The organism is Pseudomonas sp. AC136, from assembly GCF_979258585.1.
Window position 1 is genome coordinate 4,037,100 of record NZ_OZ409865.1, and the last position, 24,672, is coordinate 4,061,771.

20 protein-coding genes are annotated in these 24,672 nt (G+C 60.4%); 8 read left to right on the top strand and 12 right to left on the bottom strand.

The features are described 5' to 3' along the window. Positions 1-23: 23 nt before the first annotated feature. The 8 genes from infB (at position 24) to ACZZZU_RS18095 (ending at position 9,109) form a co-directional block, all read left to right on the top strand. The gene (gene infB / locus ACZZZU_RS18060; protein ID WP_122493061.1) at positions 24-2,528 is read left to right on the top strand and encodes a translation initiation factor IF-2; all 2,505 of its coding nucleotides are present in this window, start codon (positions 24-26) and stop codon (positions 2,526-2,528) included. A 108-nt stretch (positions 2,529-2,636) separates the two neighbouring features. Continuing rightward, positions 2,637-3,041 (top strand): 30S ribosome-binding factor RbfA, encoded by a 405-nt coding sequence (gene rbfA, locus ACZZZU_RS18065; RefSeq protein ID WP_463551378.1) that lies wholly within the window; start codon positions 2,637-2,639, stop codon positions 3,039-3,041. Positions 3,042-3,045: 4 nt separating this feature from the next. Continuing rightward, on the top strand, positions 3,046-3,963 hold the full coding sequence (truB, locus tag ACZZZU_RS18070; protein WP_463551379.1) for a tRNA pseudouridine(55) synthase TruB: 918 nt from the start codon (positions 3,046-3,048) through the stop codon (positions 3,961-3,963). A gap of 144 nt (positions 3,964-4,107) precedes the next feature. Beyond that, positions 4,108-4,377 (top strand): 30S ribosomal protein S15, encoded by a 270-nt coding sequence (rpsO, locus tag ACZZZU_RS18075; RefSeq protein WP_010447232.1) that lies wholly within the window; start codon positions 4,108-4,110, stop codon positions 4,375-4,377. 225 nt (positions 4,378-4,602) lie between these two features. Then, positions 4,603-6,705, top strand: a complete 2,103-nt coding sequence (gene pnp / locus ACZZZU_RS18080; RefSeq protein WP_122493058.1) for a polyribonucleotide nucleotidyltransferase — start codon at positions 4,603-4,605, stop codon at positions 6,703-6,705. A gap of 128 nt (positions 6,706-6,833) precedes the next feature. Next, the gene (locus ACZZZU_RS18085) at positions 6,834-8,249 is read left to right on the top strand and encodes a hypothetical protein (RefSeq protein ID WP_463381679.1); all 1,416 of its coding nucleotides are present in this window, start codon (positions 6,834-6,836) and stop codon (positions 8,247-8,249) included. A 198-nt stretch (positions 8,250-8,447) separates the two neighbouring features. Beyond that, positions 8,448-8,819, top strand: coding sequence for a BON domain-containing protein (locus tag ACZZZU_RS18090; RefSeq protein ID WP_122454056.1), 372 nt, complete (start codon positions 8,448-8,450; stop codon positions 8,817-8,819). 92 nt (positions 8,820-8,911) lie between these two features. Next, entirely contained in the window at positions 8,912-9,109 is a 198-nt protein-coding gene (locus tag ACZZZU_RS18095; RefSeq protein ID WP_122454057.1) for a CsbD family protein, read from the top strand. Positions 9,110-9,509: 400 nt separating this feature from the next. Here the strand turns inward: ACZZZU_RS18095 and ACZZZU_RS18100 are convergent, their stop codons facing one another. The 12 genes from ACZZZU_RS18100 to panB form a co-directional block, all read right to left on the bottom strand. Then, positions 9,510-10,958, bottom strand: coding sequence for a rhomboid family intramembrane serine protease (locus ACZZZU_RS18100; RefSeq protein ID WP_463551380.1), 1,449 nt, complete (start codon positions 10,956-10,958; stop codon positions 9,510-9,512). Between the two features lie 76 nt (positions 10,959-11,034). Continuing rightward, positions 11,035-11,331, bottom strand: coding sequence for a DUF2845 domain-containing protein (locus ACZZZU_RS18105; RefSeq protein WP_122493055.1), 297 nt, complete (start codon positions 11,329-11,331; stop codon positions 11,035-11,037). Between the two features lie 37 nt (positions 11,332-11,368). After that, on the bottom strand, positions 11,369-11,680 hold the full coding sequence (locus ACZZZU_RS18110) for a DUF2845 domain-containing protein (RefSeq protein ID WP_463551381.1): 312 nt from the start codon (positions 11,678-11,680) through the stop codon (positions 11,369-11,371). Positions 11,681-11,788: 108 nt separating this feature from the next. Further along, positions 11,789-14,773 carry a DUF748 domain-containing protein gene (locus ACZZZU_RS18115; RefSeq protein ID WP_463551382.1) on the bottom strand — a complete coding sequence of 995 codons (2,985 nt, stop codon included), beginning with the start codon at positions 14,771-14,773 and terminating at the stop codon, positions 11,789-11,791. 161 nt (positions 14,774-14,934) lie between these two features. Further along, positions 14,935-15,951, bottom strand: a complete 1,017-nt coding sequence (locus ACZZZU_RS18120) for a class I SAM-dependent rRNA methyltransferase (RefSeq protein WP_463551383.1) — start codon at positions 15,949-15,951, stop codon at positions 14,935-14,937. Positions 15,952-16,115: 164 nt separating this feature from the next. Then, entirely contained in the window at positions 16,116-17,297 is a 1,182-nt protein-coding gene (locus tag ACZZZU_RS18125) for an acetyl-CoA C-acetyltransferase (RefSeq protein ID WP_463551384.1), read from the bottom strand. A gap of 101 nt (positions 17,298-17,398) precedes the next feature. After that, on the bottom strand, positions 17,399-18,277 hold the full coding sequence (locus ACZZZU_RS18130) for an oxygenase MpaB family protein (RefSeq protein ID WP_463551385.1): 879 nt from the start codon (positions 18,275-18,277) through the stop codon (positions 17,399-17,401). 54 nt (positions 18,278-18,331) lie between these two features. Continuing rightward, positions 18,332-20,269, bottom strand: a complete 1,938-nt coding sequence (acs, locus tag ACZZZU_RS18135) for an acetate--CoA ligase (protein WP_463551386.1) — start codon at positions 20,267-20,269, stop codon at positions 18,332-18,334. A 265-nt stretch (positions 20,270-20,534) separates the two neighbouring features. Then, positions 20,535-22,199 (bottom strand): glucose-6-phosphate isomerase, encoded by a 1,665-nt coding sequence (pgi, locus tag ACZZZU_RS18140; RefSeq protein ID WP_463551387.1) that lies wholly within the window; start codon positions 22,197-22,199, stop codon positions 20,535-20,537. A gap of 178 nt (positions 22,200-22,377) precedes the next feature. Then, positions 22,378-22,758, bottom strand: coding sequence for an aspartate 1-decarboxylase (gene panD, locus ACZZZU_RS18145; RefSeq protein WP_122454067.1), 381 nt, complete (start codon positions 22,756-22,758; stop codon positions 22,378-22,380). Positions 22,759-22,851: 93 nt separating this feature from the next. After that, positions 22,852-23,712: a pantoate--beta-alanine ligase gene (gene panC / locus ACZZZU_RS18150; protein ID WP_463381687.1), complete on the bottom strand. Its 861-nt coding sequence runs from the start codon at positions 23,710-23,712 to the stop codon at positions 22,852-22,854. Then, on the bottom strand, positions 23,709-24,509 hold the full coding sequence (panB, locus tag ACZZZU_RS18155; protein WP_122493146.1) for a 3-methyl-2-oxobutanoate hydroxymethyltransferase: 801 nt from the start codon (positions 24,507-24,509) through the stop codon (positions 23,709-23,711). The genes panC and panB overlap by 4 nt, the downstream gene beginning before the upstream one ends. Positions 24,510-24,672: the final 163 nt, after the last annotated feature.

Here is a 24,672-nt window from a genome sequence, read left to right on the forward strand (position 1 = left end):
TGGCGGCCTGAGGAGAGAAGTGCATGACGCAAGTCACGGTCAAAGAACTGGCCCAAGTGGTCGCCACCCCGGTAGAGCGTCTGTTGCTGCAGATGCGCGAAGCGGGTTTGCCGCACACGGGTGCCGATCAAGTTGTGACTGACAGCGAGAAGCAAGCCCTGTTGGCGCATCTCAAAAGCAGTCACGGCGAGAAAGTGGAAGAGCCGCGCAAGATTACCTTGCAGCGTAAAACCACCAGCACCCTGCGTGTAGCAGGAAGCAAAACCATCAGCGTTGAAGTGCGCAAGAAGAAAACCTTCGTTAAGCGCAGTTCCGAAGAGATCGAAGCCGAGCAGAAGCGCGAGCAAGAAGAGCGCGCGGCTGAAGAGGCGCGTCTGAAAGCGGCTGAAGAAGCCAAGCGTCAGGCCGAAGAAGAAGCGCGTAAGAACAGCGCTTCGAACAACGAGCCTGCTGCCGAGGCGGCGCCTGCCGCACCTGCTCCTCAGCCCGTTGTTGCCGATATCGAGCTGCCGCCTGTTGTTGCGCCGGTTGAAGAGCGCAAGAAAGACGAACAGCGCCGTCCGGACAAACCGCGCAACGACGACGACCGTCGTGGCGGCGATCGCAAGAACACCGCGCACCGTCCTTCGGTTAAAGAGAAGGAAAAGGTTCCGGCGCCTCGCGTTGCTCCACGGACCACCGACGAAGAAAGCGACAGCTTCCGTCGCGGCGGTCGTGGCAAAGCCAAGCTGAAAAAGCGCAATGCCCATGGTTTCCAGAGCCCGACCGGTCCGGTTGTGCGCGACGTATCCATCGGCGAGACCATCACTGTGGGCGAGTTGGCTCAGCAGATGTCGGTTAAAGCGGCTGAAGTGATCAAGTTCATGTTCAAGATGGGCACTCCGGTGACCATCAACCAAGTGCTCGATCAGGAAACCGCTCAGTTGATCGCCGAAGAGCTTGGCCACAAGGTCAAGCTGGTGAGCGACAACGCGCTTGAAGAGCAATTGGCCGAGTCCCTGAAGTTTGAAGGCGAAGCGATTTCCCGTGCTCCGGTTGTGACCGTAATGGGCCACGTTGACCACGGTAAAACTTCGCTGCTCGACTACATCCGTCGCGCCAAAGTGGCGGCCGGCGAAGCGGGCGGTATCACCCAGCACATCGGCGCCTACCACGTAGAAACCGAGCGCGGCATGGTGACCTTCCTCGATACCCCTGGTCACGCCGCGTTTACCGCCATGCGTGCTCGTGGTGCCAAGGCGACCGACATCGTGATTCTGGTAGTCGCAGCCGACGACGGCGTGATGCCACAAACCATCGAAGCCGTTCAGCATGCGAAAGCCGCTGGTGTGCCGTTGGTTGTTGCGGTGAACAAAATCGACAAGCCTGGCGCTGACCTGGAACGCATCAAAAGCGAACTGGCTGCTCAGGGCGTGACGCCGGAAGAGTGGGGCGGTGACAACCCGTTCGTGAACGTGTCGGCGAAGATGGGTACCGGCGTAGACGAGCTGCTTGAAGCCGTCTTGCTCCAAGCCGAAGTACTGGAACTCACTGCAACGCCGTCGGCTCCTGGCCGTGGTGTGGTGGTTGAGTCCCGTCTGGACAAAGGCCGTGGCCCGGTTGCCACCGTGCTGGTTCAGGACGGTACTTTGCGTCAAGGCGACATGGTGCTGGTCGGCTCGAACTACGGCCGCGTTCGCGCCATGCTCGACGAGAACGGCAAGTCCATCAAGGAAGCGGGTCCTTCGATTCCAGTCGAAATCCTCGGCCTCGACGGCACGCCGGATGCTGGCGACGAGATGAGCGTTGTGGCTGACGAGAAGAAAGCTCGTGAAGTCGCCCTGTTCCGCCAAGGCAAGTTCCGCGAAGTGAAACTGGCTCGTGCCCACGCTGGCAAGCTGGAAAACATCTTCGAGAACATGGGCCAGGAAGAGAAGAAAACCCTCAACATCGTGCTCAAGTCCGATGTACGTGGTTCGTTGGAAGCTCTGCAAGGTGCGCTCAACGGTCTGGGTAACGACGAAGTGCAAGTGCGCGTAGTCGGTGGCGGTGTCGGTGGTATCACCGAGTCCGACGCCAACCTGGCACTCGCCTCCAACGCTGTTCTGTTTGGCTTCAACGTGCGTGCCGATGCCGGCGCTCGCAAGATCGTCGAGCAGGAAAGCCTGGACATGCGTTACTACAACGTCATCTACGACATCATCGAAGACGTCAAGAAAGCCCTCACCGGCATGCTTGGCAGCGATGTTCGCGAGAACATTCTCGGTATCGCCGAAGTTCGTGACGTGTTCCGTTCGCCGAAGTTTGGTGCGATCGCCGGTTGCATGGTTATCGAAGGAACGGTCTTCCGTAACCGTCCGATCCGTGTACTGCGTGAAGACATCGTTATCTTCGAAGGCGAGCTGGAATCGCTGCGTCGCTTCAAAGACGACGCGTCCGAAGTTCGTGCCGGCATGGAATGCGGTATTGGCGTCAAGAGCTACAACGACGTCAAGGTCGGCGACAAGATCGAAGTGTTTGAGAAGATCCAAGTGGCTCGCAGCCTTTAAGCACGAGTCGTTATACGCAACGCCCGGTCCGGCTCACGCCTGGCCGGGCGTTTGCCGCTTTCAGACCGTCAGGGTTATGCGCCGTGGCGGGAGGTAACAGGTAGTTAGATGGCCAAAGAATATAGCCGTACCCAACGCATTGGCGATCAGATGCAGCGCGAGCTCGCGCAACTGATCCGTCGCGAAGTCAAAGACCCGCGTGTCGGCCTGGTAACAGTCACCGCCGTGGACGTGAGCCGTGACGTCGGCCATGCCAAAATTTTCATCACCGTTATGGGCCAAGACACCGCCGAAGAAATCGCGCAGAACGTCAAGGCCCTGAACGACGCCGCCGGTTTCCTGCGCATGCAATTGGCTCGCGCCATGAAGCTGCGCAGCGTGCCGCAGCTGCATTTCCATTACGACGAAAGCGTTATGCGCGGCGCGCATCTGTCGGCGCTGATTGAGCGTGCCGTGGCCGAAGACGGTCAGCATGTCTATGTCGACGACGCCCCAGCTTCCGAGAAGGAGTAAGGGCTTGGTTCAGGTCAAGCGCATTCGCCGGAACGTCAGCGGCATTATTCTGCTCGACAAGCCTAAGGGCTTCAGTTCAAACGCCGCCCTGCAAAAGGTGCGCTGGTTGCTCAGTGCCGAGAAAGCCGGGCACACCGGCAGCCTCGACCCGTTGGCCACCGGTGTATTGCCGCTGTGCTTCGGTGAGGCGACGAAATTCTCCCAGTACCTGCTCGATGCCGACAAAGGCTACGAGACGGTCATGCAGATGGGCGTCACCACCACCACGGCGGACGCCGAGGGCGAGGTGATTGAGCGTCGCGATGTAACCGTTGGTCGTGACGATATCGAAGCCGTGCTGCCGCGTTTTCGCGGGCAAATCAGCCAGATACCGCCGATGTACTCTGCCCTCAAACGAGACGGCCAGCCGCTTTACAAACTGGCGCGTGCGGGCGAGGTAGTGGAGCGTGAAGCGCGTTCTGTTACTATTGCGCGCCTGGAAATGCTGGGCTGCGAAGGCGAGCAGGCACGTTTGTCAGTGGCTTGCAGCAAAGGCACCTACATCCGGACCCTGGTGGAAGACATCGGCCAGGCGTTGGGATGTGGCGCTCATGTCGCAGAATTGCGCCGTACCCAGGCCGGTCCATTCGTGTTGGCGCAAACCGTCACGCTGGACGAGCTGGAACAGGTGCACGCCGATGGCGGTAACGAAGCGGTTGACCGCTTTTTGCTGCCCTCCGACAGCGGCCTCGAACATTGGGCTCGCGTGCAGTTCTCCGAGCACAGCGCGTTTTACTGGTTACATGGGCAGGCGGTACGTGCCCCGGACTCGCCGCAAAGTGGCATGGTCCGCGTATACGATCACACGGCTCGCTTCATCGGAATTGGCGAAGTGAGTGAAGACGGGCGCATCGCGCCGCGTCGTTTGATTCGGTCAGAATGACCGAACCATTCCGGGCAACCGGGGTGGGCGAGGGTGGCTGTTAATAGGCACGGTCACATCTCATTTTTTAATACGAGGATTTGTCCTCGGCCTATTGGAACTGCCTTCACTGGAATGCAGTTTCTCAATTGAGAGGAAGCCCACATGGCACTCAGCGTTGAAGAAAAAGCTCAAATCGTTACCGACTACCAACAAGCCGTTGGTGATACTGGTTCGCCAGAAGTGCAAGTTGCACTGCTGACCGCCAACATCAACAAGCTGCAAGGTCACTTCAAAGCCAACGGTAAAGATCACCACTCCCGTCGTGGTCTGATCCGCATGGTAAACCAGCGTCGTAAGCTGCTGGACTACCTCAAAGGCAAAGACGTTACCCGCTACAGCACCTTGATCGGTCGTCTGGGCCTGCGTCGCTAATTTAGCGAAGCTGCTAGAGGTTGGTTGTTTGTCGTTATTGATTGGGTATGCTCACGCAGCCCGATGATTAACGGCAGGCTTCCAGCCTCAAGTTTTATCTGCACCCTGCGTTTTGTTTGAGCTGTAGGCGTTACCCCTGGACAGGTAGCGGGTCCGAACCCCGTGGTTGCCCAAGAATTCTGCAAGAAAACGATTTCCCCAAGGCAAAAAGAAGGTAAATACACCGTGAACCCGGTAATCAAGAAATTCCAGTTCGGTCAATCGACCGTCACTCTCGAGACTGGCCGCATTGCCCGTCAGGCCTCCGGCGCAGTACTGGTCACCGTTGACGACGACGTCAGCGTATTGGTGACCGTGGTTGGCGCCAAGCAAGCCGACCCAAGCAAAGGATTCTTCCCGCTGTCCGTTCACTACCAAGAAAAAACCTACGCTGCCGGCAAAATCCCTGGCGGCTTCTTCAAGCGTGAAGCGCGTCCTTCTGAAAAAGAGACTCTGACTTCCCGCCTGATCGACCGTCCGATCCGCCCACTGTTTCCTGAAGGTTTCCTGAACGAAGTTCAGGTGATCTGCACCGTGGTTTCCACCAGCAAGAAAACCGATCCGGACATCGCTGCCATGATCGGCACCTCGGCTGCCCTGGCTATCTCCGGCATCCCGTTCGAAGGCCCGATTGGCGCCGCGCGCGTGGCCTTCCACGAAAGCACTGGCTACCTGCTGAACCCGACTTACGAGCAACTCAAGGCCTCGAGCCTGGACATGGTCGTAGCCGGTACCAAAGACGCCGTGCTGATGGTTGAATCCGAAGCCAAAGAGCTGACCGAAGACCAGATGTTGGGCGCCGTACTGTTCGCCCACGACGAGTTCCAATCGGTAATCAAAGCCGTTGGCGAACTGGCTGCCGAATGCGGCAAGCCGACCTGGGCTTGGGCTCCTGCTGCCAAGAACACCGCCCTGCTGGACGCAATCCGCAGCGAATTCGGTGAGGCCATTTCCCAGGCTTACACCATCACCATCAAGCATGAGCGTTATGGCCGTCTGGGTGAGCTGAAAGACCAGATTGTTGCCAAGTTCGCCGTTGAAGGCGGTCCTACCGCTGGCGAAGTGAAAGACGCGTTCGGCGAAATCGAATACCGCACCGTTCGCGAAAACATCGTTAACGGCAAGCCACGTATCGACGGCCGCGACACCCGCACCGTTCGCCCGCTGGCCATCGAAGTTGGCGTTCTGGATCGCACCCACGGTTCGGCCCTGTTCACCCGTGGCGAAACCCAGGCGCTGGTCGTTGCCACCCTCGGCACCGCGCGTGACGCACAACTGCTCGACACCCTCGAAGGCGAGCGCAAAGACCCCTTCATGCTGCACTACAACTTCCCTCCGTACTCGGTGGGCGAGTGTGGTCGTATGGGCGCCACTGGCCGTCGCGAAATCGGTCACGGCCGTCTGGCGCGTCGTTCGGTTCAGGCCATGCTGCCTGCTGCTGATGCGTTCCCGTACACCATCCGTGTGGTGTCGGAAATCACCGAGTCCAACGGTTCCAGCTCCATGGCTTCCGTGTGCGGTGCTTCCCTGGCCCTGATGGACGCTGGTGTGCCGATGAAAGCGCCGGTTGCCGGTATCGCCATGGGTCTGGTTAAAGAAGGCGAGAAATTCGCCATCCTCACCGACATCCTCGGTGACGAAGACCACCTGGGCGACATGGACTTCAAAGTGGCCGGTACCGCTAAAGGTGTTACCGCGCTGCAGATGGACATCAAGATCAACGGCATCACCGAAGAAATCATGGAGATCGCCCTGGGCCAAGCCCTGGAAGCTCGCCTGAACATCCTCGGTCAGATGAACCAGGTTATTTCCACGTCGCGTAGCGAACTGTCGGCCAACGCGCCGACCATGATCGCGATGAAAATCGACCAGGACAAAATTCGCGACGTTATCGGCAAAGGTGGTGCAACCATCCGCGCGATCTGCGAAGAAACCAAAGCCTCGATCGACATCGAAGACGACGGCTCGATCAAAATCTTCGGCGAAACCAAAGAAGCGGCAGAAGCTGCACGTCAGCGCGTTCTGGGTATCACCGCAGAGGCTGAAATCGGCAAAATCTACGTCGGTAAGGTTGAGCGCATCGTCGACTTCGGCGCATTCGTAAACATCCTGCCGGGCAAAGACGGTCTGGTGCACATCTCGATGCTGAGCGACGCGCGCGTTGAGAAAGTGACCGACATCTTGAAAGAAGGTCAGGAAGTTGAAGTGCTGGTACTGGACGTCGACAACCGTGGCCGTATCAAACTGTCGATCAAAGACGTAGCAGCGGCGAAAGCTTCTGGCGTTTAACCCGAACGGGTTCGCAGTTTGAAGAGAGGGCCCTAACCGGCCCTCTTTTTTTGCCCTGAAAATCGTTTTTCAACACATCATGCGGCCGAGACGCCGAACGCCGAGACGCAACAAGGAACGCTGCCTCCATGGAAAAAAGTCTTTGCCACTATCACCCGACGCAGCCCGCCACCTGGCTGTGCCACACGTGTCCCCGGCATTACGGCGATTGCTGTACGCCGCTTAATGACGACGCACCGGAAGAAACCCCAACCTGTCCGCTGTGCGCGGGCCGCCTGGAATTTCTTGGTGCTGCTAATACGGCGCAACCCTTTTGGGAGCGCATCCCCCAGTTTTTCGCTTACGGGCTGCAAACCGGCCCCTTGGCCTTTAGCGGTCTGATCGCCCTGGCGAGCCTGTTTATGCCGGCTTCGGTGATTTTATGGACGGTGCTGTTCAGCATCGCCACCAAATACTTCTACAGCGTTATCGAAGCCAGCAGCGAAGCGCAAAAAGCCGCGCCCTCGCTCGCCAGCGCCTTTACTGGCTCGGGCTTCAGCCTGTTTTTCAAACAGATGGCGGTGTTCATTTTGTGCTTCGTGGCGCTGTGGATCGCGGCCGACTTCGAGAGCGAGGCGGTCTATTGGGCCGTTAACATTTCACTGCTACTGGTCATGCCCGCCAGCATTATTCGCCTGGCGCTGGATAAAACACTGGGCGCGGCGCTGAGCCCCGAGGAAGTCGGCCAGGTCATCAAAGCCATGGGCTGGCGTTACCTGATTCTCTGCGCGTTTTTATTCATCCTCTGGCAGTCGCCCAGCTGGGTAACAATGATGCTGTCCCACGGCTTGCCGCGGGTCGTGCTGTTCCCCATCGCAGCCTTTCTGTTCAGTTATTTCACCGTGGTGATGTGCGCCATGATGGGCTACGCGGTTTTCCAGTATCAGGGCGCCTTGGGTTACGTAATGGCCGAGGAAGACAGCCATAACGGTTTTCCCGCCGCTGAATACCTGCGCCGCCGCGCCATGGCCGAGGCGGAAATCCGCATAAAAGAAGGTCAAAGTCAGCACGCGTTAGAAACGCTTACGCTGGCGCTGGAGCGCACGCCCGATGACCTCAAGCTCAACGAGCGTTTCCATCAGTTGCTGTTCAACCTCAACGCCCGCGAGCGCTGCCTGCGCCACCTGGCTCACTACCTGCCGCTGGCGACCCGCAGCAGTCCGGCCTTGGCCTCCACCGCGCTGCTTAACGCGCGAAAGATTCAGCCCGACTACATGCCGGACGATCCGCTGGTATGCGAGCGCATTGCCGGCGCTTTGCTCGACCGCCACCGTACGCGCGAAGGCCTGAGCCTGCTGCGCAACCTGCACCAACGCTTCCCCGACTATCCGCACATCCCTCGCGCCTATTTGCTCGCAGCACGCGGCTTTGCCGAAGGTCTTGGCCAAGTAGAACCGGCGCAGAAGCTGTTGGCCTTCGTGCGCGGCCGCTATCCGCAGTCACCCTTGATCACCGAAGTGAACAATTTGCAGGTGGTTCTCGATCGAATGGCTACCAAAGGCTGACAGTTCATGCAGTTTGCAAGTAAGCGAAGCGGCTAACTTGCAATCTGCACGATCCGCTTCGTTTTGAATGTTTACTAAGTGATTGATTTTAAAGGGTTAAATTATCTTTTTAAAACTGGCACAGCGCTTGCGATATGTACTGTGAAACCGCAGCCAGGACAGGCGGCGGAATTTTCAAATGAACAGGAGTGAGACGTTATGAACAAGCCATTCAATAAATTGGTTATTGCAGCTGCCACTGCCGGCGCACTGAGCCTGAGCATGACGCCTCTGGCGTTCGCCGACACCACCCACACCTCGACTGCGCCGCTGATGATGGCCGCCAGCGACACCGTGGACAACGCTGAAGAAGCGGTAACCGATACCTGGATCACCAGCAAAGTTAAATCCACTTTCGTGGCCGACAGCGCACTCAGCGCACTGGACATTAAAGTTGAAACCAACAAAGGCGTGGTTGCCCTGTCCGGCGTCGTTAAGAGCGAAGCCGAGCGTGACCTGGCCGTTGCCAAAGCCAAAGGCATCAAAGGCGTTAAGGCAGTGTCTGCCGACGGCCTGAAATCGGCTGATTAATTCATCAACTGAACGATTCAGTTGATCGCCAGACAGCAATTCCCCAGGCGTCATTCTGGCGCCTGGTTCGCCCCATCAAAGGAGGACTTCTCATGAATTCCGACGTGATCAAAGGCAAGTGGAAACAGCTCAACGGCAAGATTAAGGAACGTTGGGGCGACCTGACGGACGACGACTTGGATGTCGCCGAAGGGCATAGCGAGTACCTGGCAGGGAAACTTCAGGAGCGCTATGGGTGGAGCAAAGAAAAAGCTCAGGACGAGCTACGCGACTTCTCTAGTAAGTTGTGAGCACACATTAAAAACCCCGGACCTGTCCGGGGTTTTTTTATGTGTGCGCACAACCGGACGGCTTCCGGGTCGTCGGCCGGGCGGCGTTGCTCCTCGCTTTTGATGCTCACGTAGTGGACTACGCTGCGCTCAAAAGCTGCGGGGCGCCTTGCCCGACCTTAGCCCCGAAACCCTTGAGCGAGTAACGGCCACCTTCGCAAAGCAAGTATCACCTACCCACTGTAGGAGCGACTTCAGTCGCGATTGGCCGGGCCTGAAAACGCAAAGGCATCTCGGCTAAAGCCGCTCCCACAGTTTCAGGTCTCTGTAGGAGCGAGCTTGCTCGCGAACCCCTGCAAACGATGATCTCGACCGAGGTTTGCAGGGTTCGCCAGCAAGCTGGCTCCTACAAAAATGGGTGCTACCGGGCGATGTGCTGCTGATATACGCCCAACTGCTGCGTCTGCTCGGCATCGGGATAAACCGCGCGCAGAAATTCGTGCAGTTCGGCCACGCTTCTTCGGTCGTCTTGTTGGCCGAGCTGTTTGGCCAGTTGCAGGGTCAGGGCGGGCAACTGCGGCGGGCGGTTGCGGGTTTGGATGAGTTTTCGCCAGGTCGATAGCGCACGCACGCCGTCCCGGGCTTGGAGCAGGCGTTGCAGCAGGTGCAGTTGCACGGCGGGGTGTTGCAGCAGGGCGAACTGTGCGCTGTCGTCGGCCAGGCGTTGCAGTTGCGGTAGGTTGGCGGTGGCGTGGGGCAGGGCGAAGAATTGTTTGAGCACGGCGCTGAGCAGCACTTTGTCTTCGCGGCTTTTGGCGACCGGATATAGGCGCTCAAGCAGTATCAGGCGGTTGGGATAACGCGTGAGCAAATCGGGTCCGCGCGCGGCCGCCTGTTCCAGGTTGAATTGACCGATCAAGCTATCCAACGCGGCCACTTCGCGTTTGAACGGCGCGTCCGGGTCTTCCTTGTTGAGGTACGCCTCGTCGACCTTCAGCTTGCCCACTTGCCGTGGCAACCACACGGCGAGGAACCCGGCGCCCATGCCGCCGAGGTGCGCGTAGTAGTTCACGTGGTCGTCAGCCAGCAGCACGCCGTAGAGTTCTTTGCCCATCCAGATCGGCAGGATCCACAACGCCGGCGCACGGAAGTAGCCGAACATCGGCCCCAGCCAGTAGAAAAAATTGATCCGCCGCAGCCCGTAAATGCCCAAGTACATGCCCATCAATCCGGCGATGGCGCCGGACGCGCCAATACCCGTGGCCCATACCGGGTCCATGACCCACCACAACAGGTGCGAGGCCAAGCCGCTCATCAGGTACAAGCCCACGTAAACGGCTGGGCTTAGGGCGCGCTCCAGGGCGAAGCCGAAGATAAACAGGAACAACATGTTGCCCGCCAGGTGCCCGAAGTCGGCGTGTAGGAACATCGCGCCGAACAAGCCTTGCACGGTGAACTTGGCTGGGATGAAGCCAAAGCGGTAGTTGCTCATGGTGTTGCGCGCGGCTTCGGCCCTGGCGCGGTCGGCTTGCCAGGCGGGATCGTCCTGATAGGCCGGCGTGTAGTGCAGGGTGTTTTCGAATTCGAGGTCGCCGAGGATCACTTGCGCCAGCTGCACGCGAGGCGCCGAGGTCAGCCATTTGCGCTGGTCGTCGTCGAGTTTATTGCGGCGGCTGAATGACTCAACGAACAGCGCCTTCTCGCGGTTGAGCAACCCGGCGTCCAGATATGCCTTCACCGCCACCTCTTGCCGCGCGCTGTCGCCGCTCTGGTAGCCGAAGTAAATCAGCACATTGAGCACGATCAGCAGCAGAGTAATGACGGGCGGTTTTTTCCAGTCCAGCGGGTGTTCGGCGGGGATGATGAGCACGGCGTCTTCCGATGACTTGATAGTTGGTCTCGGGCTTCAACGCCGTATGGGCCGACGCCGGCAAGCCCGAGCGGTGTTAGCCGCGTTTGCTGTCGATCCGCACTAACCGCCCACCCTCGAAGCGCAGGAAATACATCATCCCGCCCTCACGCGGGCCATAAACCCATTCCTGGACTTCTACTTCGGTGCTGGTGATGCCCGTGCGGGTTTTCACGTACCCGATCACGCTGTTGCTCACCGGATCACCGCATTTGGTTTGCACTTCAATCGTACGGTCGCCTTCGCTGGCGATGCCTTTGGCGCAGCGCAACGATGCTTCGCTCTGGGTGGCGATAGCCAGTAACGGCAAACACAGTAAAAACAGTTTTTTCATGGCAGGGCTTCCTGTCCTGTTGGCTTGAGGGCGGCGACTAGCCGCCCCGTTTGGAGTCGATGTTCACCAGCCGATTGCCTTCGAACCGCAGGAAGTAATACATGCCGTTGCGCGGGCCGTACGCCCATTCTTCCACCAGCACTTCGCTGCGTTCGCCGTAGTAGCCGTACACCACTTTGTTGGCCACCACGTTGCGGCTCAGCGGTTCGCCGCATTTGCTTTGCACCTCGCCTGCACGATCATCGACGCTGATCAGGCCGCTTTCGCAACGCAAGGTGGCCGAGGCGAATGCGTAGTTGCTAGCAAGGAGGGCAAGGAGGGCAGCAGCGTTAAACGCGGAGGTTTTCACGGAAGGTGTCCGGTGGCGACGTAGGCAATAGGCTACACCCGTGTATCGGCACTGTCACACTGCCGATCGGCGCTGCACCCCCTGTTGCAAGGCGTGCAGCGCGACGAATTATTCGCTGTCGAGGTTAAGCGGCGAAGCTACCCGGCCGTTGCTTTCCGGTTCCCCCAGGCTGACGTCGACCATGTAGATGCGCTCGTCCGCCAGACCGCCTTTGCTCACCAGATAATGCTTGATGGTCGCCGCGCGGGCCTGGGCCAGCTTACGCAGTAACACCTCATTGTTGCTCCAGTGAGCTATCAGGTCGGCGCGCAATTTGGCCGAGCGTTCGTCGTCACTCAACTGCGCCCATTCAGCCGGCGGCTGCTTCTTCAGGCGAGTGCGATAGATGCCTTCAAGCATCGGCGCTTGCTCATCTTCCGGCACCTCAAGCAGGCCGGCTTTGGCGGGCACTTTGTCGCCACGGCGTTGCAGCATCTTGTAGTAGATGTACTGGTACTCGCGGTGCAAACGCTGTTCGGCCAGCAGCGGGCCGTCGGCTTTGGCGGCGCTCAGGCCTTCCACTTCCAGGCGCAGCAGCGGTCGTTCTTTCAACGCAGCAGACAGCGTGTTCAAGCCGCTTTCGGCGCTGCCATCAAGGCTGGCGCTGCCGGCGGCGAACTGCACGGTGCTGATGTCCACGTCCGAGCCGCCAGTAACCAAGCCGGCGATAAATTTGAACGGTGCCGATGCCGCGCGCAGCACCAGATTACGCAGGGTCTGCCACACAATCGGCATCACGCTGAATTGCGGATTGTTAAGGTCGCCCGATACCGGCAACTCCAACTGAATCTTGCCGCTGGTGTCTTTCAGCAGGGCCACCGCTAAGCGAATCGGCAGGTCCACCGCGTCCGGGCTGTCGACCTTCTCGCCCAGTTGCAGCTTCTCCACCACCAGCTTGTTCTCGGCGTTCAGCTGACCTTTTTCGATGCGGTAATGCAGGTCCAGATTGATCCGCCCTTTGCGGATGCGATAGCCCGCGAACTTGCCGGAGTAGGGCGTCAGCGTGGTCAGTTCGACGTGTTTGAAGCTGGTGGTCAGGTCCAACGCGTCAAGTGGTTCGAACGGGTTCAGGCTACCGACGATACTCACCGGCGCGTAGCGATCGACCTTGCCCTTGATATCCACATTGGCCGGTTGCGAGGTGCGGTTGTCGAGGGTGCCGATCTGCCCGTTGAGCTGCTGAATAGCGGTGCCGAAGTTGGGCGTCAGGCTGAAGTCGGCAAAGTTGGCCGAGCCGTTGTCGATGGCAATGCCGCCGATGTGAATGCCCAGCGGTTTGCCGGCTGGCGCCGGTTGTTTTTTCGCGCTGGTGTTTGGCTCGTCGGGTTGCTTGATTTCCAGATCGCTGACGTTGGTGCTGCGGTCTTCGTTAATCATGAAGCGCGCGTAGGGCTGGGCTAGGCTGACCTTCTCGATGGCAAGCGCGTCGCCGTGTTTGTAGTTCAGGCCGTCCAGAGTGAGTTGTTTCCACTTCACGAAATCGCGGCTTTTCAGGGTGTCGAGCGTGTGCAGCTGGTTCACCTGCGCGCGGCCCGTGATGCTGAACGCCAGCGGTTCGGTGCTTTTCAGGTCGACGGCCAAATCACTGCCGAGCAAGCCGCTGCGCAGCTCGATGCGCACAAACGGATCGAGGTAAGCCTGGGCCACGCGCAGGTCGATGTCCTGGGTGGTGACTTTCAGCTGCGCATTGACCGGGTTCAGATTGACCTGCCCGGCGGCCGTGATCTTGCCTTGCTTGCCCACGCCCGTGTCGAGCTTGAGGGTGAAAGGCGAACCGTTGAGGCTGTCGAATTTTTGCAGGTCGAGGTTCAGCGGGCCGATGTCCAGCGCCACCGCTTCTTTCGGAACGCGGTCGGCCAGGTGGATGCGGTAACCGCGCAGTTGCGTGTCTTGCAACAGCACCTGCCACGGCTTTGGCGGCTCGCTGGAGGGCGGCACTTGCTTGGCGGCCACCACGTTCGGGTCGGTCGCTGGCGTGGGCGCTGGCGCTTCGGTGCCTTCCGGTTGCTCAACGGCGGCGGCCGGCGCGGGCTCGACTTTTTTGCTGACCGGTTTGCTGGCAAACAGCTTCTGCCAATCCAGCTCGCCGTCCTTTTCCCGCGTGGCCCAGGTTTCAAGATTCTGGCTGCGGATCTTGCCGATGGTGACCAGTTGCTTGGCCAGGTCCACCGAGGTTTCGCTGACTTCCAAACGCTCGAGATTGACCCGCGGGCGATTGTCGGTGGCTTTGATGGCGAAAGGTGCCACGGTGAGGGTGGCATTGGTGAGCAGCATCTTGGTGCCTTGGCTCAAATCCAACGTGTAATCGGTGCTCAGGCTCAGGGTGCCTTTCTCCAGCACCAACGGCACCGCGTCACGCACATAGGGCCAGAAGGCCTGCATATTGCCGTCGGTAATCTTCAGCTGACCGCTGGAGGTGATGGGCGACAGGCTGACCTTGCCGGACCAGTCGACTTGCCCGCCGTACGGACCTTTGGCGACCAGGGTCATTTCGGCGTTGTCTTCGGGCAGCGTACTCAGGTGCTTGAGCTCAAGGTTCATCGAGTCGTACACGAACTGCACGGGCTCGCTGGGGCGCAAATCGGCGAATTGCAGCGCGCCTTCAATCAGTTGCAGACGGTCCAGGCGCAGCGGGAATGGCTTGGCGTCCGGGTCTTTGACTGGCTCGGGGCTGGTGGGAAGTTTGAATAACTGGGTCAGATTTAGCGTGCCGTCTTTACTGAACTGCACGGCAGTTTGGGACTTTTCCAACTCAACGTCGGCCAGGTGCAGGGCGCCGGTCCACAGGCTGTCCAGTTGCAGGTTGGCGTACAGGCGTTGAAAGCCAATCTGGTCGGCGGCCGGTTCGCCGATGTGCAGGCCCCAGGCGCTGACTTCCAGGCTGAATGGGTTGAGCTCCAGACGCTCCAGTTTCGCTGGCACCGTGGCCATGGCCGCCAGTTGCTGGTTGGCGATACGCAGGGCAATGCCCGGCAAAATCAGAAAGCCCAGCAGGCTATATAAACCGACGGCAATCAGCAGGGCGCCAACGGCGCGTTTCAATCCTTTGGGCATGGCGACGCTTCAACTTTCCTGGCGAGAAGTGGCTTGGAGTATGGCACGGGCCTGAGGTTCGGCACGTGCGGCATGTTTCGTTTGTAGGATGGAAAGCATCGCGGCTAAAGCCGCTCCCACAGAGTGCGCGAACTGTGGGAGCGGCTTCAGCCGCGATGCTTTTAAAATTGCAAAATCAGTGTCTTCAGCGGCGGCTTACCATCGCTCGAAGGAAAGTCCGCAGCCGGCGGCATCACCTGCCAGTCGCGCACCGGCCGACCGGCTTTCTCGGCGCAACGCAGCACCTGATCTCGCCAATCTTCCAGGGCCACCTTTGCCAGGTTGTTACAGCAGATCAGCACGCCGTCTTCGGCGGTGGCGAGAATCGCGGGCTTGAGCAGGCTTTGGTAATCGCGCAGCAAATCGACCGTACCAAACGCGCTTTTCGCCCAGGCCGGCGGATCGAGTAGCACCAGGTCGTAGTGGCGTTGTTCGAGGCGCGGGTAGCTCGGCAGTTTTTGCCCGCGCCGCTGGCTGATCGGCAGGCCGGCGAGTTGGCGAATGGCGGGGAAATAATCGGACTGAATGAACTGCATCGGCGCCAGCGTCGGGTTGAGCGCGCCGTTTTCCTTGCCGACGGCCAGGTTGCCTTCGGCGAAATCCAGATTGCACACCTCGCTCGCCCCGCCTGCCGCCGCGCTAAGGCCGACGCCGCAGGTGTAGGCGAACAGGTTGAGCACGCTCTTGCCGGCGCTGTGGTCTTTTACCCAGCCGCGGGCGTTGCGCAGGTCGAGAAACAGCAGCGGGTCTTGCCCGGCGTGGCGGCCACGGACGCGGTAGTTCAGGCCCCATTCGTGACCCGCGCACGCTTCCAGCGCAGCGGGTTCTGCTGGGTAAACGGCGTCGCTGCGGTCGATGCGCGAGTTGCTGCCGGAACGGTCGTTGTAGACCAGCAGCAGGTCGAGGTTGAGTTCGCGGTTGATCAGCGCGTGGGCGGCCAGCAGGGTGTCGCGGTCCAGCGGGCTGTGGAAGCTCTGCACCAGCAGTTGCGGGCCGTAACGGTCGATGGTCAGGCCGGACGCGCCTTCCTGGCTGCCGTGGAACAGGCGGTAGCAGTCGGTGCCCTGGGTGTGCAGCTCGGCGAGCAGGGCATGGCGATTGACGAGAGCGGCGCGCAGCGCCTGATCGAGAGAAGACATGCGCCGCAGCTCGGGAAATTAAGGGCGCGCAGTTTACCAAGAAAGTCATGGGCAAATACCTGCGCACCTGGATTCCCGCCTGCGCGGGAATGACGGGAGTTTGTGTCCGTAATCGTCTCCCCCGCGAAGGTGGGGGCCCAGGTGCGCAGATATCCGCCGTTGGCTTACTCGCGTTCCAGCGCCAACGCCACACCTTGCCCACCACCAATGCACAACGTGGCCAGCCCTTTCTTGGCGTCACGCTTGATCATTTCGTGCAGCAAGGTCACCAGTACGCGGCAGCCTGACGCTCCGATGGGGTGGCCGATAGCGATGGCGCCGCCGTTAACGTTGACCTTCGCTGCATCCCAGCCGAGTTCTTTGCCGACCGACAACGCCTGCGCGGCGAACGCTTCGTTGGCTTCGATCAGGTCGAGTTGGTCCAGCGTCCAGCCGGCTTTTTCCAGGCAGCGTTTGGTGGCCGAAACCGGGGCGATGCCCATGATGGCGGGGTCGACGCCGGCATTGGCGTAGGCGGCGATTTTTGCCAGTACGGGCAGGCCCAAAGCCTTGGCTTTGTCGGCGCTCATGAGGATCACGGCAGCGGCGCCGTCGTTGAGGCTGGAGGCGTTGCCGGCGGTGACGGTGCCGTCTTTTTTGAAAGCGGGTTTGAGTTTGCCCAGCGCTTCGGCGGTGGTGCCGGCGCGGGGTTGTTCGTCGGTGGCAAAAGCAACCGGGTCGCCTTTGCGCTGCGGAATCAGGATCGGCGTGATCTCGTCGCTGAAACGGCCACCTTCAATGGCGGCTACGGCTTTTTGTTGCGAGCCGGCGGCGAAGGCGTCTTGGGCTTCACGAGTAATCTCGTATTTCTCCACCAGATTCTCGGCGGTGATGCCCATGTGGTAGTCGTTGAAGGCATCCCACAGGCCGTCGGTGATCATGCTGTCTTTCACCTGCGCGTGACCCATGCGCAAACCGGTGCGGGCGCCCGGCATTACATACGGGGCCAGGCTCATGTTTTCCTGGCCGCCAGCGATGATCACGTCGGCATCGCCACAGCGAATAGCCTGGGCGCCGAGGTGCAGCGCTTTCAGGCCGGAGCCGCAGACTTTGTTGAGCGTCAGTGCCGGAACGGCGACGGGCAAACCCGCCTTGATCGCGGCTTGGCGCGCTGGGTTTTGTCCCGCGCCTGCGGTGAGCACTTGGCCGAGGATTACTTCGTCCACTTCGGCGCCATCCAGGCCAGTCTTTTCCAGCAGCGCGCGGATTACGGCAGCGCCCAAATCAACGGCGGGAATGTTCGCCAGCGAGCCTTGGAAACTGCCGACGGCGGTGCGGGTGGCGGCTACGATTACGACGTCTTGCATGGCGCGAATCCTCATGTGAGCAGGGCGCGGCCAGGCCGCGGCGGGCGGTTATGGTGGCATAGGCGGCAATGGCGCGGCCACCGGCTTGGCTGACTGGTGGGTCAGGGCAGGGGCGGCAAACCCATGCGCCGCCGGGCGCGCATCAAGGCGCTGCCGCGCACGGCCCACCGCAGCAATGGCGCACCGCGTTTGACGCCGCTACGAATCAGCAGGCGTTGGCGTTCGGACAACTCCAGGCCAAGCATATCGGCCGCCCAGCGCGGTAACAGATCGACCCCGGCGCGCATCATCAGCGCCCCGAACGGCTTGGCGATGTGGCTGGGCGCCGGCGCGTTGAATAGCACGCGCAGGATTTCCAGGCTGCGCTCATCGCAGCGTAATTGCGGACGAATCTGTTCCAGGTAATCGGCCACTTCCTGGCAACTGCGCGGCACGTTTGTGGCGCCCAGTCGCTCGGCGATCAAGGCAATTTCGGCGTAGTAACGGTCTTGCTCGCTCACGGATAAATCCGGGTTGAAGTAGCGCAAATGAGCGGCCAGGAAGCTGCTCACTTCCGCTACGTGCACCCAGGTCAACAGCGCCGGATCACTCGCCGCATAGGGGCGGCCATCGGCGGCGGTGCCGGTCACTTGCAGGTGAATGGTGCGCACTTTGTCGATCAGCCAATTGGCGTCTCGGGTCGAGCCATAGGTGGTGCCGGAAATAAATTGCCCGGTGCGGCGCAGGCGGCCAAGCAAGTCTTCGCGAAAGTTGGAGTGATCCCACACGCCGGCCAGCGCCAAGGGATGCAGCGCTTGCAACAGCAAGGCGCTGATGCCGCCGACCATCATGCTGGTGAAGTCACCGTGCACGCGCCAACACACGGCTTCCGGGCCGAATAGGCCGGGGTCGCCGGGCGGTTGTTCAAAGTCGATTTGGCCGAGCGCAAGGCCCGTAAGGCTGAAGATTTGTCGCTCGATGCGCTGGCGAATAAATTCCATGACTCACTTCATAAACGAACCCGGCACCGCGGTCGCGATGCCGGGGACAGCGGGCTAACGGTTGAGGCGGTTGTCGATAAGGCTATCGACCACCGACGGGTCGGCCAGCGTCGACGTGTCGCCCAGGCTGTCGAGTTCGTTGCAGGCGATCTTGCGCAGGATGCGGCGCATGATTTTGCCCGAACGGGTTTTCGGCAAGCCCGGTGCCCATTGCAGCAGTTCCGGTTTGGCGAAGCTGCCGATTTCCTTGCCGACCAGGGTGAGCAGTTCTTTCTGCAGCTCGTCGCTGACCTCAATGCCCTGCATCAGCGTCACAAACGCGTAAATGCCTTGGCCTTTGACGTCGTGGGGATAACCAACCACTGCCGCTTCGGCCACGGCATCGTGCAATACCAGCGCGCTTTCCACTTCGGCGGTGCCGATGCGGTGGCCGGACACGTTGATGACATCGTCGATACGCCCGGTGATCCAGTAATCGCCGTCGGCATCGCGGCGCGCGCCGTCGCCAGCGAAGTAGTAACCGGGGTAGGGCTTGAAGTAGGTGTCGATCATGCGCTGGTGGTCGCCATACACGCTGCGGATCTGGCTGGGCCAACTGGCCTTGATCACCAATACGCCTGAGCCGGGGCCGTCGATTTCCTTGCCGTGTTCATCCAGCAGCGCCGGCTGCACGCCGAAGAACGGCTTGGTCGCCGCGCCCGGTTTCAGCACTGTGGCGCCGGGCAGCGGGGTGAGCATGATGCCGCCGGTTTCGGTCTGCCACCAGGTATCAACAATTGGGCAGCGGCATTCGCCGACCACGTTGAAATACCATTCCCAGGCTTCCGGGTTGATCGGCTCGCCGACGCTGCCGAGCAGGCGCAGGCTGGCGCGCGAGGTTTTTTCCACCGGGCCGGTGCCTTCGCGCATCAAGGCGCGTAGCGCGGTTGGCGCGGTGTAGAAAATGTTCACTTCGTGTTTGTCGATCACTTGCCAGAAACGCGAGCTGTCGGGGTAATTCGGCACGCCTTCGAACACCAGCGTGGTGGCGCCGTTGGCCAACGGGCCGTAGACGATGTAGCTGTGGCCCGTGACCCAGCCGACGTCGGCGGTGCACCAGTACACGTCACCGTCGTGGTAGTCGAACACGTACTTGTGGGTCATGGCCGCCATCAGCAGGTAGCCGCCGGTGGTGTGCAAAACGCCTTTGGGTTTGCCGGTGGAGCCGGAGGTGTACAGGATGAACAGCGGGTCTTCGGCGTCCATCGGTTCTGGCGCGCATTCGCTGTCAGCGCCGCGTACGGCTTCGTGGTACCAGAGGTCGCGCCCCTCATTCCATTCCACATCGCCTTCGGTGCGTTGCACTACCACCACGGTCGAAACGCCGGGGCAGCTTTCCAGGGCTTTATCCACGTTCTTTTTCAGCGGCACGTATTTGCCGCCGCGCACGCCTTCATCGGCGGTGATCACGGTGCGGCAGTCGGCATCCAGAATGCGGTCGCGCAGGGCGTCGGGCGAGAAGCCGCCGAACACCACCGAATGCACCGCGCCGATGCGTGCGCAGGCGAGCATGGCATAGGTGGCTTCCGGCACCATGGGCATGTAGATGCACACGCGGTCGCCTTTCTGCACGCCTCGGCTTTTCAGCACATTGGCCAGGCGGCAAACGTGGTGATGAAGTTTTTTGTAGGTGATGTGCGCCGACTCGCTGGGGTTGTCGCCTTCCCAGATGATCGCCACCTGGTCGCCGCGTTTTTCCAGGTGGCGGTCGATGCAGTTGTAGCTGACGTTGAGTTTGCCTTCCTTGAACCAGCTGGCGTGGCCGGTGGCCATATCGCCGTGGTACACGCTGCGCCATGGTTGGAACCAGTCGAGAAAGGCTTTGGCCTGCTCGCCCCAGAACTGCTCGGGCTGCTCGATGGATTGCTGGTACAGGCGCTGGTAGCCCTCGTTGTCGAGCAGCGCGCGTTCACGCACGGCATCGGCAACCGGGTGGTCGGAGATCTTGAACATGGCGGAGTCCTTGTTTTTGTTGACCGCTAGTTTTGACCGCAGGATGTAGGAAAGCGTGAAGCTAAAGATAGACCGTAAGGGTGCACTGGCGACGATGAAAGGTACAACCCCTCGAAATGCGGGCGTTTGCAGGAATCGCGGCTAAAGCCGCTCCCACAGATCGCTGAACCCCTGTGGGAGCGGCTTCAGCCGCGATGCTCTTATTCTGCACCCACAAAAAAGCCGGCCTGTGTAAGCAGGCCGGCTTTGTGTTCTCGCTAACCCATCACCCGCGGTGACGGCCGCGGAAGTAATCGATCAAACCTTGGGTAGACGCATCTTCCGCCGGCTGTTCATTACCGCCGGTAAGACGCTGGTACACGCCCTTGCCCAATTCCTTGCCCAGCTCCACGCCCCACTGGTCGAAGGCGTTGATGCCCCAGACCACGCTCTGCACGAACACTTTGTGTTCGTACAACGCCACCAGGCCGCCAAGACGGCGAGGGCTGATGCGTTCCATGGCCAAGGTGTTGCTCGGGCGGTTGCCGGGGATGACTTTGTGCGGCGCCAGGCGCTGAACTTCATCTTCCGGCAGGCCTTTGCTGCGCAGTTCGGCTTCGGCTTCTTCGCGGGTTTTACCCAGCATCAACGCCTGGCTTTGCGACAGGCAGTTGGCGTACAGCCATTGGTGGTGGTCGGCCACCGGGTTGTAGCTGACCACCGGCACGATAAAGTCGGCCGGAATCAGCTGGGTGCCTTGGTGCAGTAACTGGTGGTAAGCGTGCTGACCGTTACAGCCGACGCCGCCCCAGATCACCGGCCCGGTATCGCAGGTCACGGCGCTGCCGTCCTGGCGCACGCTCTTCCCGTTGGATTCCATGTCCAACTGCTGCAAGTGCTTGGTGATGTTGCGCAGGTAGTGGTCGTACGGAAGGATCGCGTGGCTCTGCGCGTTCCAGAAGTTGCCGTACCACACGCCGAGCAGGGCCAGCAGCACCGGCATGTTGCTTTCGAACGGCGCGGTCTGGAAATGCTGGTCCATGCTGTAGGCGCCGGAGAGCAGTTCTTTAAAGTTGGACATGCCGATGGCCAGGGCGATTGGCAAGCCGATGGCCGACCACAGCGAGTAACGCCCGCCTACCCAATCCCACATCGGGAAAATGTTCTCTTCGCGAATACCAAAGGCCACGGCGGCCTCACGGTTGCTGGAAACGGCGATGAAGTGTTTGTACAGATCGCCCTCCGAACCGCCCTGCGCCAGGTACCAGCTGCGCGCGGCCTGAGCGTTTTTCAGGGTTTCGAGGGTGTTGAACGATTTCGACGAGACGATGAACAGCGTGGTCTCGGCTTTCAGGCCATCGGACAGCTCGTGGAATTCACTGCCGTCGATGTTTGCCAGGTAATGGCAGCGCACGCCTTGCTGGGCGTAGGGCAGCAGCGCTTCGGACACCAGCTGCGGGCCGAGGAACGAGCCGCCGATGCCGATGTTCACCACGTCGGTGATCGGCTTTTCGGTGTAACCGCGCCACAGGCCGTTATGAATGCGGGTGACCAGCTCGGTCATCTGGTTCAGCACGCGGTGCACGTCGGGCATCACATTGGCGCCGTTGACCATCAGGCGCTCGCCAACCGGGCGACGTAGGGCGGTGTGCAGGGCCGGGCGGCCTTCCGAGGCGTTTACCAGGGTGCCGTCGAACAACTGCTCAATCGCTTCTTTCAGCCCGACTTCTTCAGCCAGGGCGACGAGCAGGTCGCGGGTTTCGGTGGTGATCAGGTTTTTCGAGTAATCAAGAAACAGACCGCAGCTGCTCAGCGAGAATTCGGCGAAGCGCTTGTCATCGGAGTTGAAGGCTTCGCGCATGCTGAAGTTCTGCATGGCTTCGCGATGCTGGCGCAGTGCCTGCCAGGCCGGCAAGGTTGTAACGTCGTGAGGGTGTTGGTAGTACGCCATAGCCTGCAAATTCCTTTCTGACTAATCGTGAGAAACCTATGACCATTAAAAAGCCCGGACGGCTCCGGGCTTTTTCTTAGGGGGCGTTACGGGGTTTAGCGGTTTTCATGCCAATCCCCGATCAGCGTCCGTAAACCGGGCTCCAGCGCGGAAAACAGGACGCATCATAGCCCTGTGCTTACGCAACTTGTACCGGTATGGCATCGCTGGTGTGACTGAGTTCATTGCCCGGCGCCATATACAGCATGCGCGGTTTGAAATTCACCAGTTCGGCTTCGCTGTAGTGGGCGTAGGCGCAGATGATGACGCGGTGGCCGACATGGGCTTTGTGCGCGGCCGCGCCGTTGACCGAGATGATGCGCGAGCCTTCTTCGCCACGGATGGCGTAGGTGGTGAAGCGCTCACCGTTGTCGACGTTGTAAATCTGAATTTGCTCGTACTCCCGAATGCCGGCCAGGTCGAGCCACTCGCCGTCAATGGCGCATGAGCCTTCGTAATCGAGAACGGCGTGGGTCACTTCGGCGCGGTGCAGTTTGGCCTTGAGCATGATGGCGTGCATGGCGTGCTTCCTTTAAAGAGCCTCGGCAGGCTAAACAACGGCGCCTTTTGTTGTTGGAAGGGCGCCGGGGGTTAATAAGCGGTACGGGATGGGTCAGGCGCTTTCGGGCAACTCGAACACGACGTTGTCGATCAGGCGCGTAGTGCCGACGAACACGGCGACCAGAATGGCCAAGTGGCGATCGTCTTTAGTGGCCGGGCGCAGATTGTCGGAGCGGCGCACTTCCAGGTAATCCATACGGAAACCGGCGGCCTCCAGTTGCTTCTGGCCTTGCTCGATCAGCGGCGCGAAATCGCGGGCGCCGGCTTTGATGGCGGTGGCCATTTGTTGCAGACATTGGTAGATGGCCGGAACGGCGGCGCGCTGGGTGTCGTCCAGATAACCGTTGCGTGAAGACAGCGCCAGGCCGTCTTCGGCGCGCACGGTGGGCTCGCCGATAATCTGGATGGGCATGTTCAGGTCGCGCACCAGGGTGCGGATCACGGCCAGTTGCTGGTAGTCCTTCTGGCCGAAAATGGCGATGTCCGGCTGCACCATCTGGAACAGTTTAGTCACCACGGTCGACACGCCATCGAAGTGCCCAGGGCGGCTGCCGCCACACAAGCCTTCGGAAACGCCGGACACATGCACGATGGTCTGCGCTGCCATGCCGTCGGGGTACATCTCTTCAACGCTTGGCGCGAACAGCAGTTGGCAGCCGGCTTGAATCAGGCGTTCTTTGTCGGCGGCCAGGGTGCGCGGGTAGTTTTCCAGGTCTTCCTTCGGCCCGAACTGCAACGGGTTAACGAAGATGCTGGCAACCACGAAGTCGACGCGCTGGGCGGCTTTTTCCACCAGCTTGGCGTGGCCGTCGTGCAGATTGCCCATGGTCGGCACCAGGCCGACGTCTTTGCCCTCGGCACGCGCTTGAGCAACAGCGGCGCGTAATTCGCGGACGGTGGTAACCGTGTTCATGCAGAGAATCCGTGTTCAGCGGCAGGGAATGACGAATCTTTGACCGCCGCGACATAGGCGCGAATGGCGCCGTCGATGCTGGTCTGGTCTTGCATAAAGTTCTTCACGAACTTGGGCGTGCGGCCGGTGAGCGACAGGCCGAGCATGTCGTGCAGCACCAGAACCTGGCCGTCGGTGGCGTTACCGGCACCGATGCCGATGACGGGAATTTTTACCGCTTCGGTGATTTCGGCGGCCAGTTCGCTCGGTACGCATTCGAGCAGCAGCATGGCGGCGCCAGCTTGTTCCAGGGCGATGGCGTCGCTGCGCAGTTGGCGCGCCTGAGCTTCGCTGCGACCTTGCACTTTATAACCACCGAGCACGTTGACCGACTGCGGCGTCAGGCCCATGTGCATGCACACTGGCACGCCATTCTCAGCCAGGCGGCGCACGGTTTCAGCGAGGAAGCCGCCGCCTTCGAGCTTGACCATATGGGCGCCGGCTTGCATCAGCGCGCCGCTGTTGACCAGCGCTTGTTCAAGCGTGGCGTAGGCCATGAAGGGCAGGTCGGTAACGATGAGCGCGCCACTGTTGCCGCGCTTTACGCAGGCGGTGTGGTAAGCCATATCCGCAACGCTGACCGGCAGGGTGCTGTCATGGCCTTGCACAACCATGCCGAGGGAATCGCCCACCAGCAACACCTCGACGCCGGCCTTCGCGGCAACGGAGGCGAAGGTGGCATCGTAGGCAGTGAGCATGACGATTTTTTCGCCTTTTTGATTCAGCTCTTGCAGGGTGCTCAGGGTAACGTCAGGCATCATATTGGTCCTCTTAGCGCCTCGCGCGCACCGGCGCGGGGCAACGGGACGCCTATAGTCGTGATGCGAAAGGGCGAAGTCAATTGCAGGTGTTACCGACTTGTTACTGGCGTTACCGCGAATGCGGGGCTTGTAGTTTTACTACCTGAGCCCAGCAACGGCG

Coding starts and splice junctions, on each gene's coding strand:
- infB (WP_122493061.1), top strand. CDS start 24: ATGACGCAAGTCACGGTCAAAGAACTGGCCCAAGTGGTCGCCACCCCG.
- rbfA (WP_463551378.1), top strand. CDS start 2,637: ATGGCCAAAGAATATAGCCGTACCCAACGCATTGGCGATCAGATGCAG.
- rpsO (WP_010447232.1), top strand. CDS start 4,108: ATGGCACTCAGCGTTGAAGAAAAAGCTCAAATCGTTACCGACTACCAA.
- ACZZZU_RS18085 (WP_463381679.1), top strand. CDS start 6,834: ATGGAAAAAAGTCTTTGCCACTATCACCCGACGCAGCCCGCCACCTGG.
- ACZZZU_RS18090 (WP_122454056.1), top strand. CDS start 8,448: ATGAACAAGCCATTCAATAAATTGGTTATTGCAGCTGCCACTGCCGGC.
- ACZZZU_RS18095 (WP_122454057.1), top strand. CDS start 8,912: ATGAATTCCGACGTGATCAAAGGCAAGTGGAAACAGCTCAACGGCAAG.
- ACZZZU_RS18105 (WP_122493055.1), bottom strand. CDS start 11,331: ATGAAAAAACTGTTTTTACTGTGTTTGCCGTTACTGGCTATCGCCACC.
- ACZZZU_RS18115 (WP_463551382.1), bottom strand. CDS start 14,773: ATGCCCAAAGGATTGAAACGCGCCGTTGGCGCCCTGCTGATTGCCGTC.
- ACZZZU_RS18120 (WP_463551383.1), bottom strand. CDS start 15,951: ATGTCTTCTCTCGATCAGGCGCTGCGCGCCGCTCTCGTCAATCGCCAT.
- ACZZZU_RS18125 (WP_463551384.1), bottom strand. CDS start 17,297: ATGCAAGACGTCGTAATCGTAGCCGCCACCCGCACCGCCGTCGGCAGT.
- ACZZZU_RS18130 (WP_463551385.1), bottom strand. CDS start 18,277: ATGGAATTTATTCGCCAGCGCATCGAGCGACAAATCTTCAGCCTTACG.
- acs (WP_463551386.1), bottom strand. CDS start 20,269: ATGTTCAAGATCTCCGACCACCCGGTTGCCGATGCCGTGCGTGAACGC.
- pgi (WP_463551387.1), bottom strand. CDS start 22,199: ATGGCGTACTACCAACACCCTCACGACGTTACAACCTTGCCGGCCTGG.
- panD (WP_122454067.1), bottom strand. CDS start 22,758: ATGCACGCCATCATGCTCAAGGCCAAACTGCACCGCGCCGAAGTGACC.
- panC (WP_463381687.1), bottom strand. CDS start 23,712: ATGAACACGGTTACCACCGTCCGCGAATTACGCGCCGCTGTTGCTCAA.
- panB (WP_122493146.1), bottom strand. CDS start 24,509: ATGCCTGACGTTACCCTGAGCACCCTGCAAGAGCTGAATCAAAAAGGC.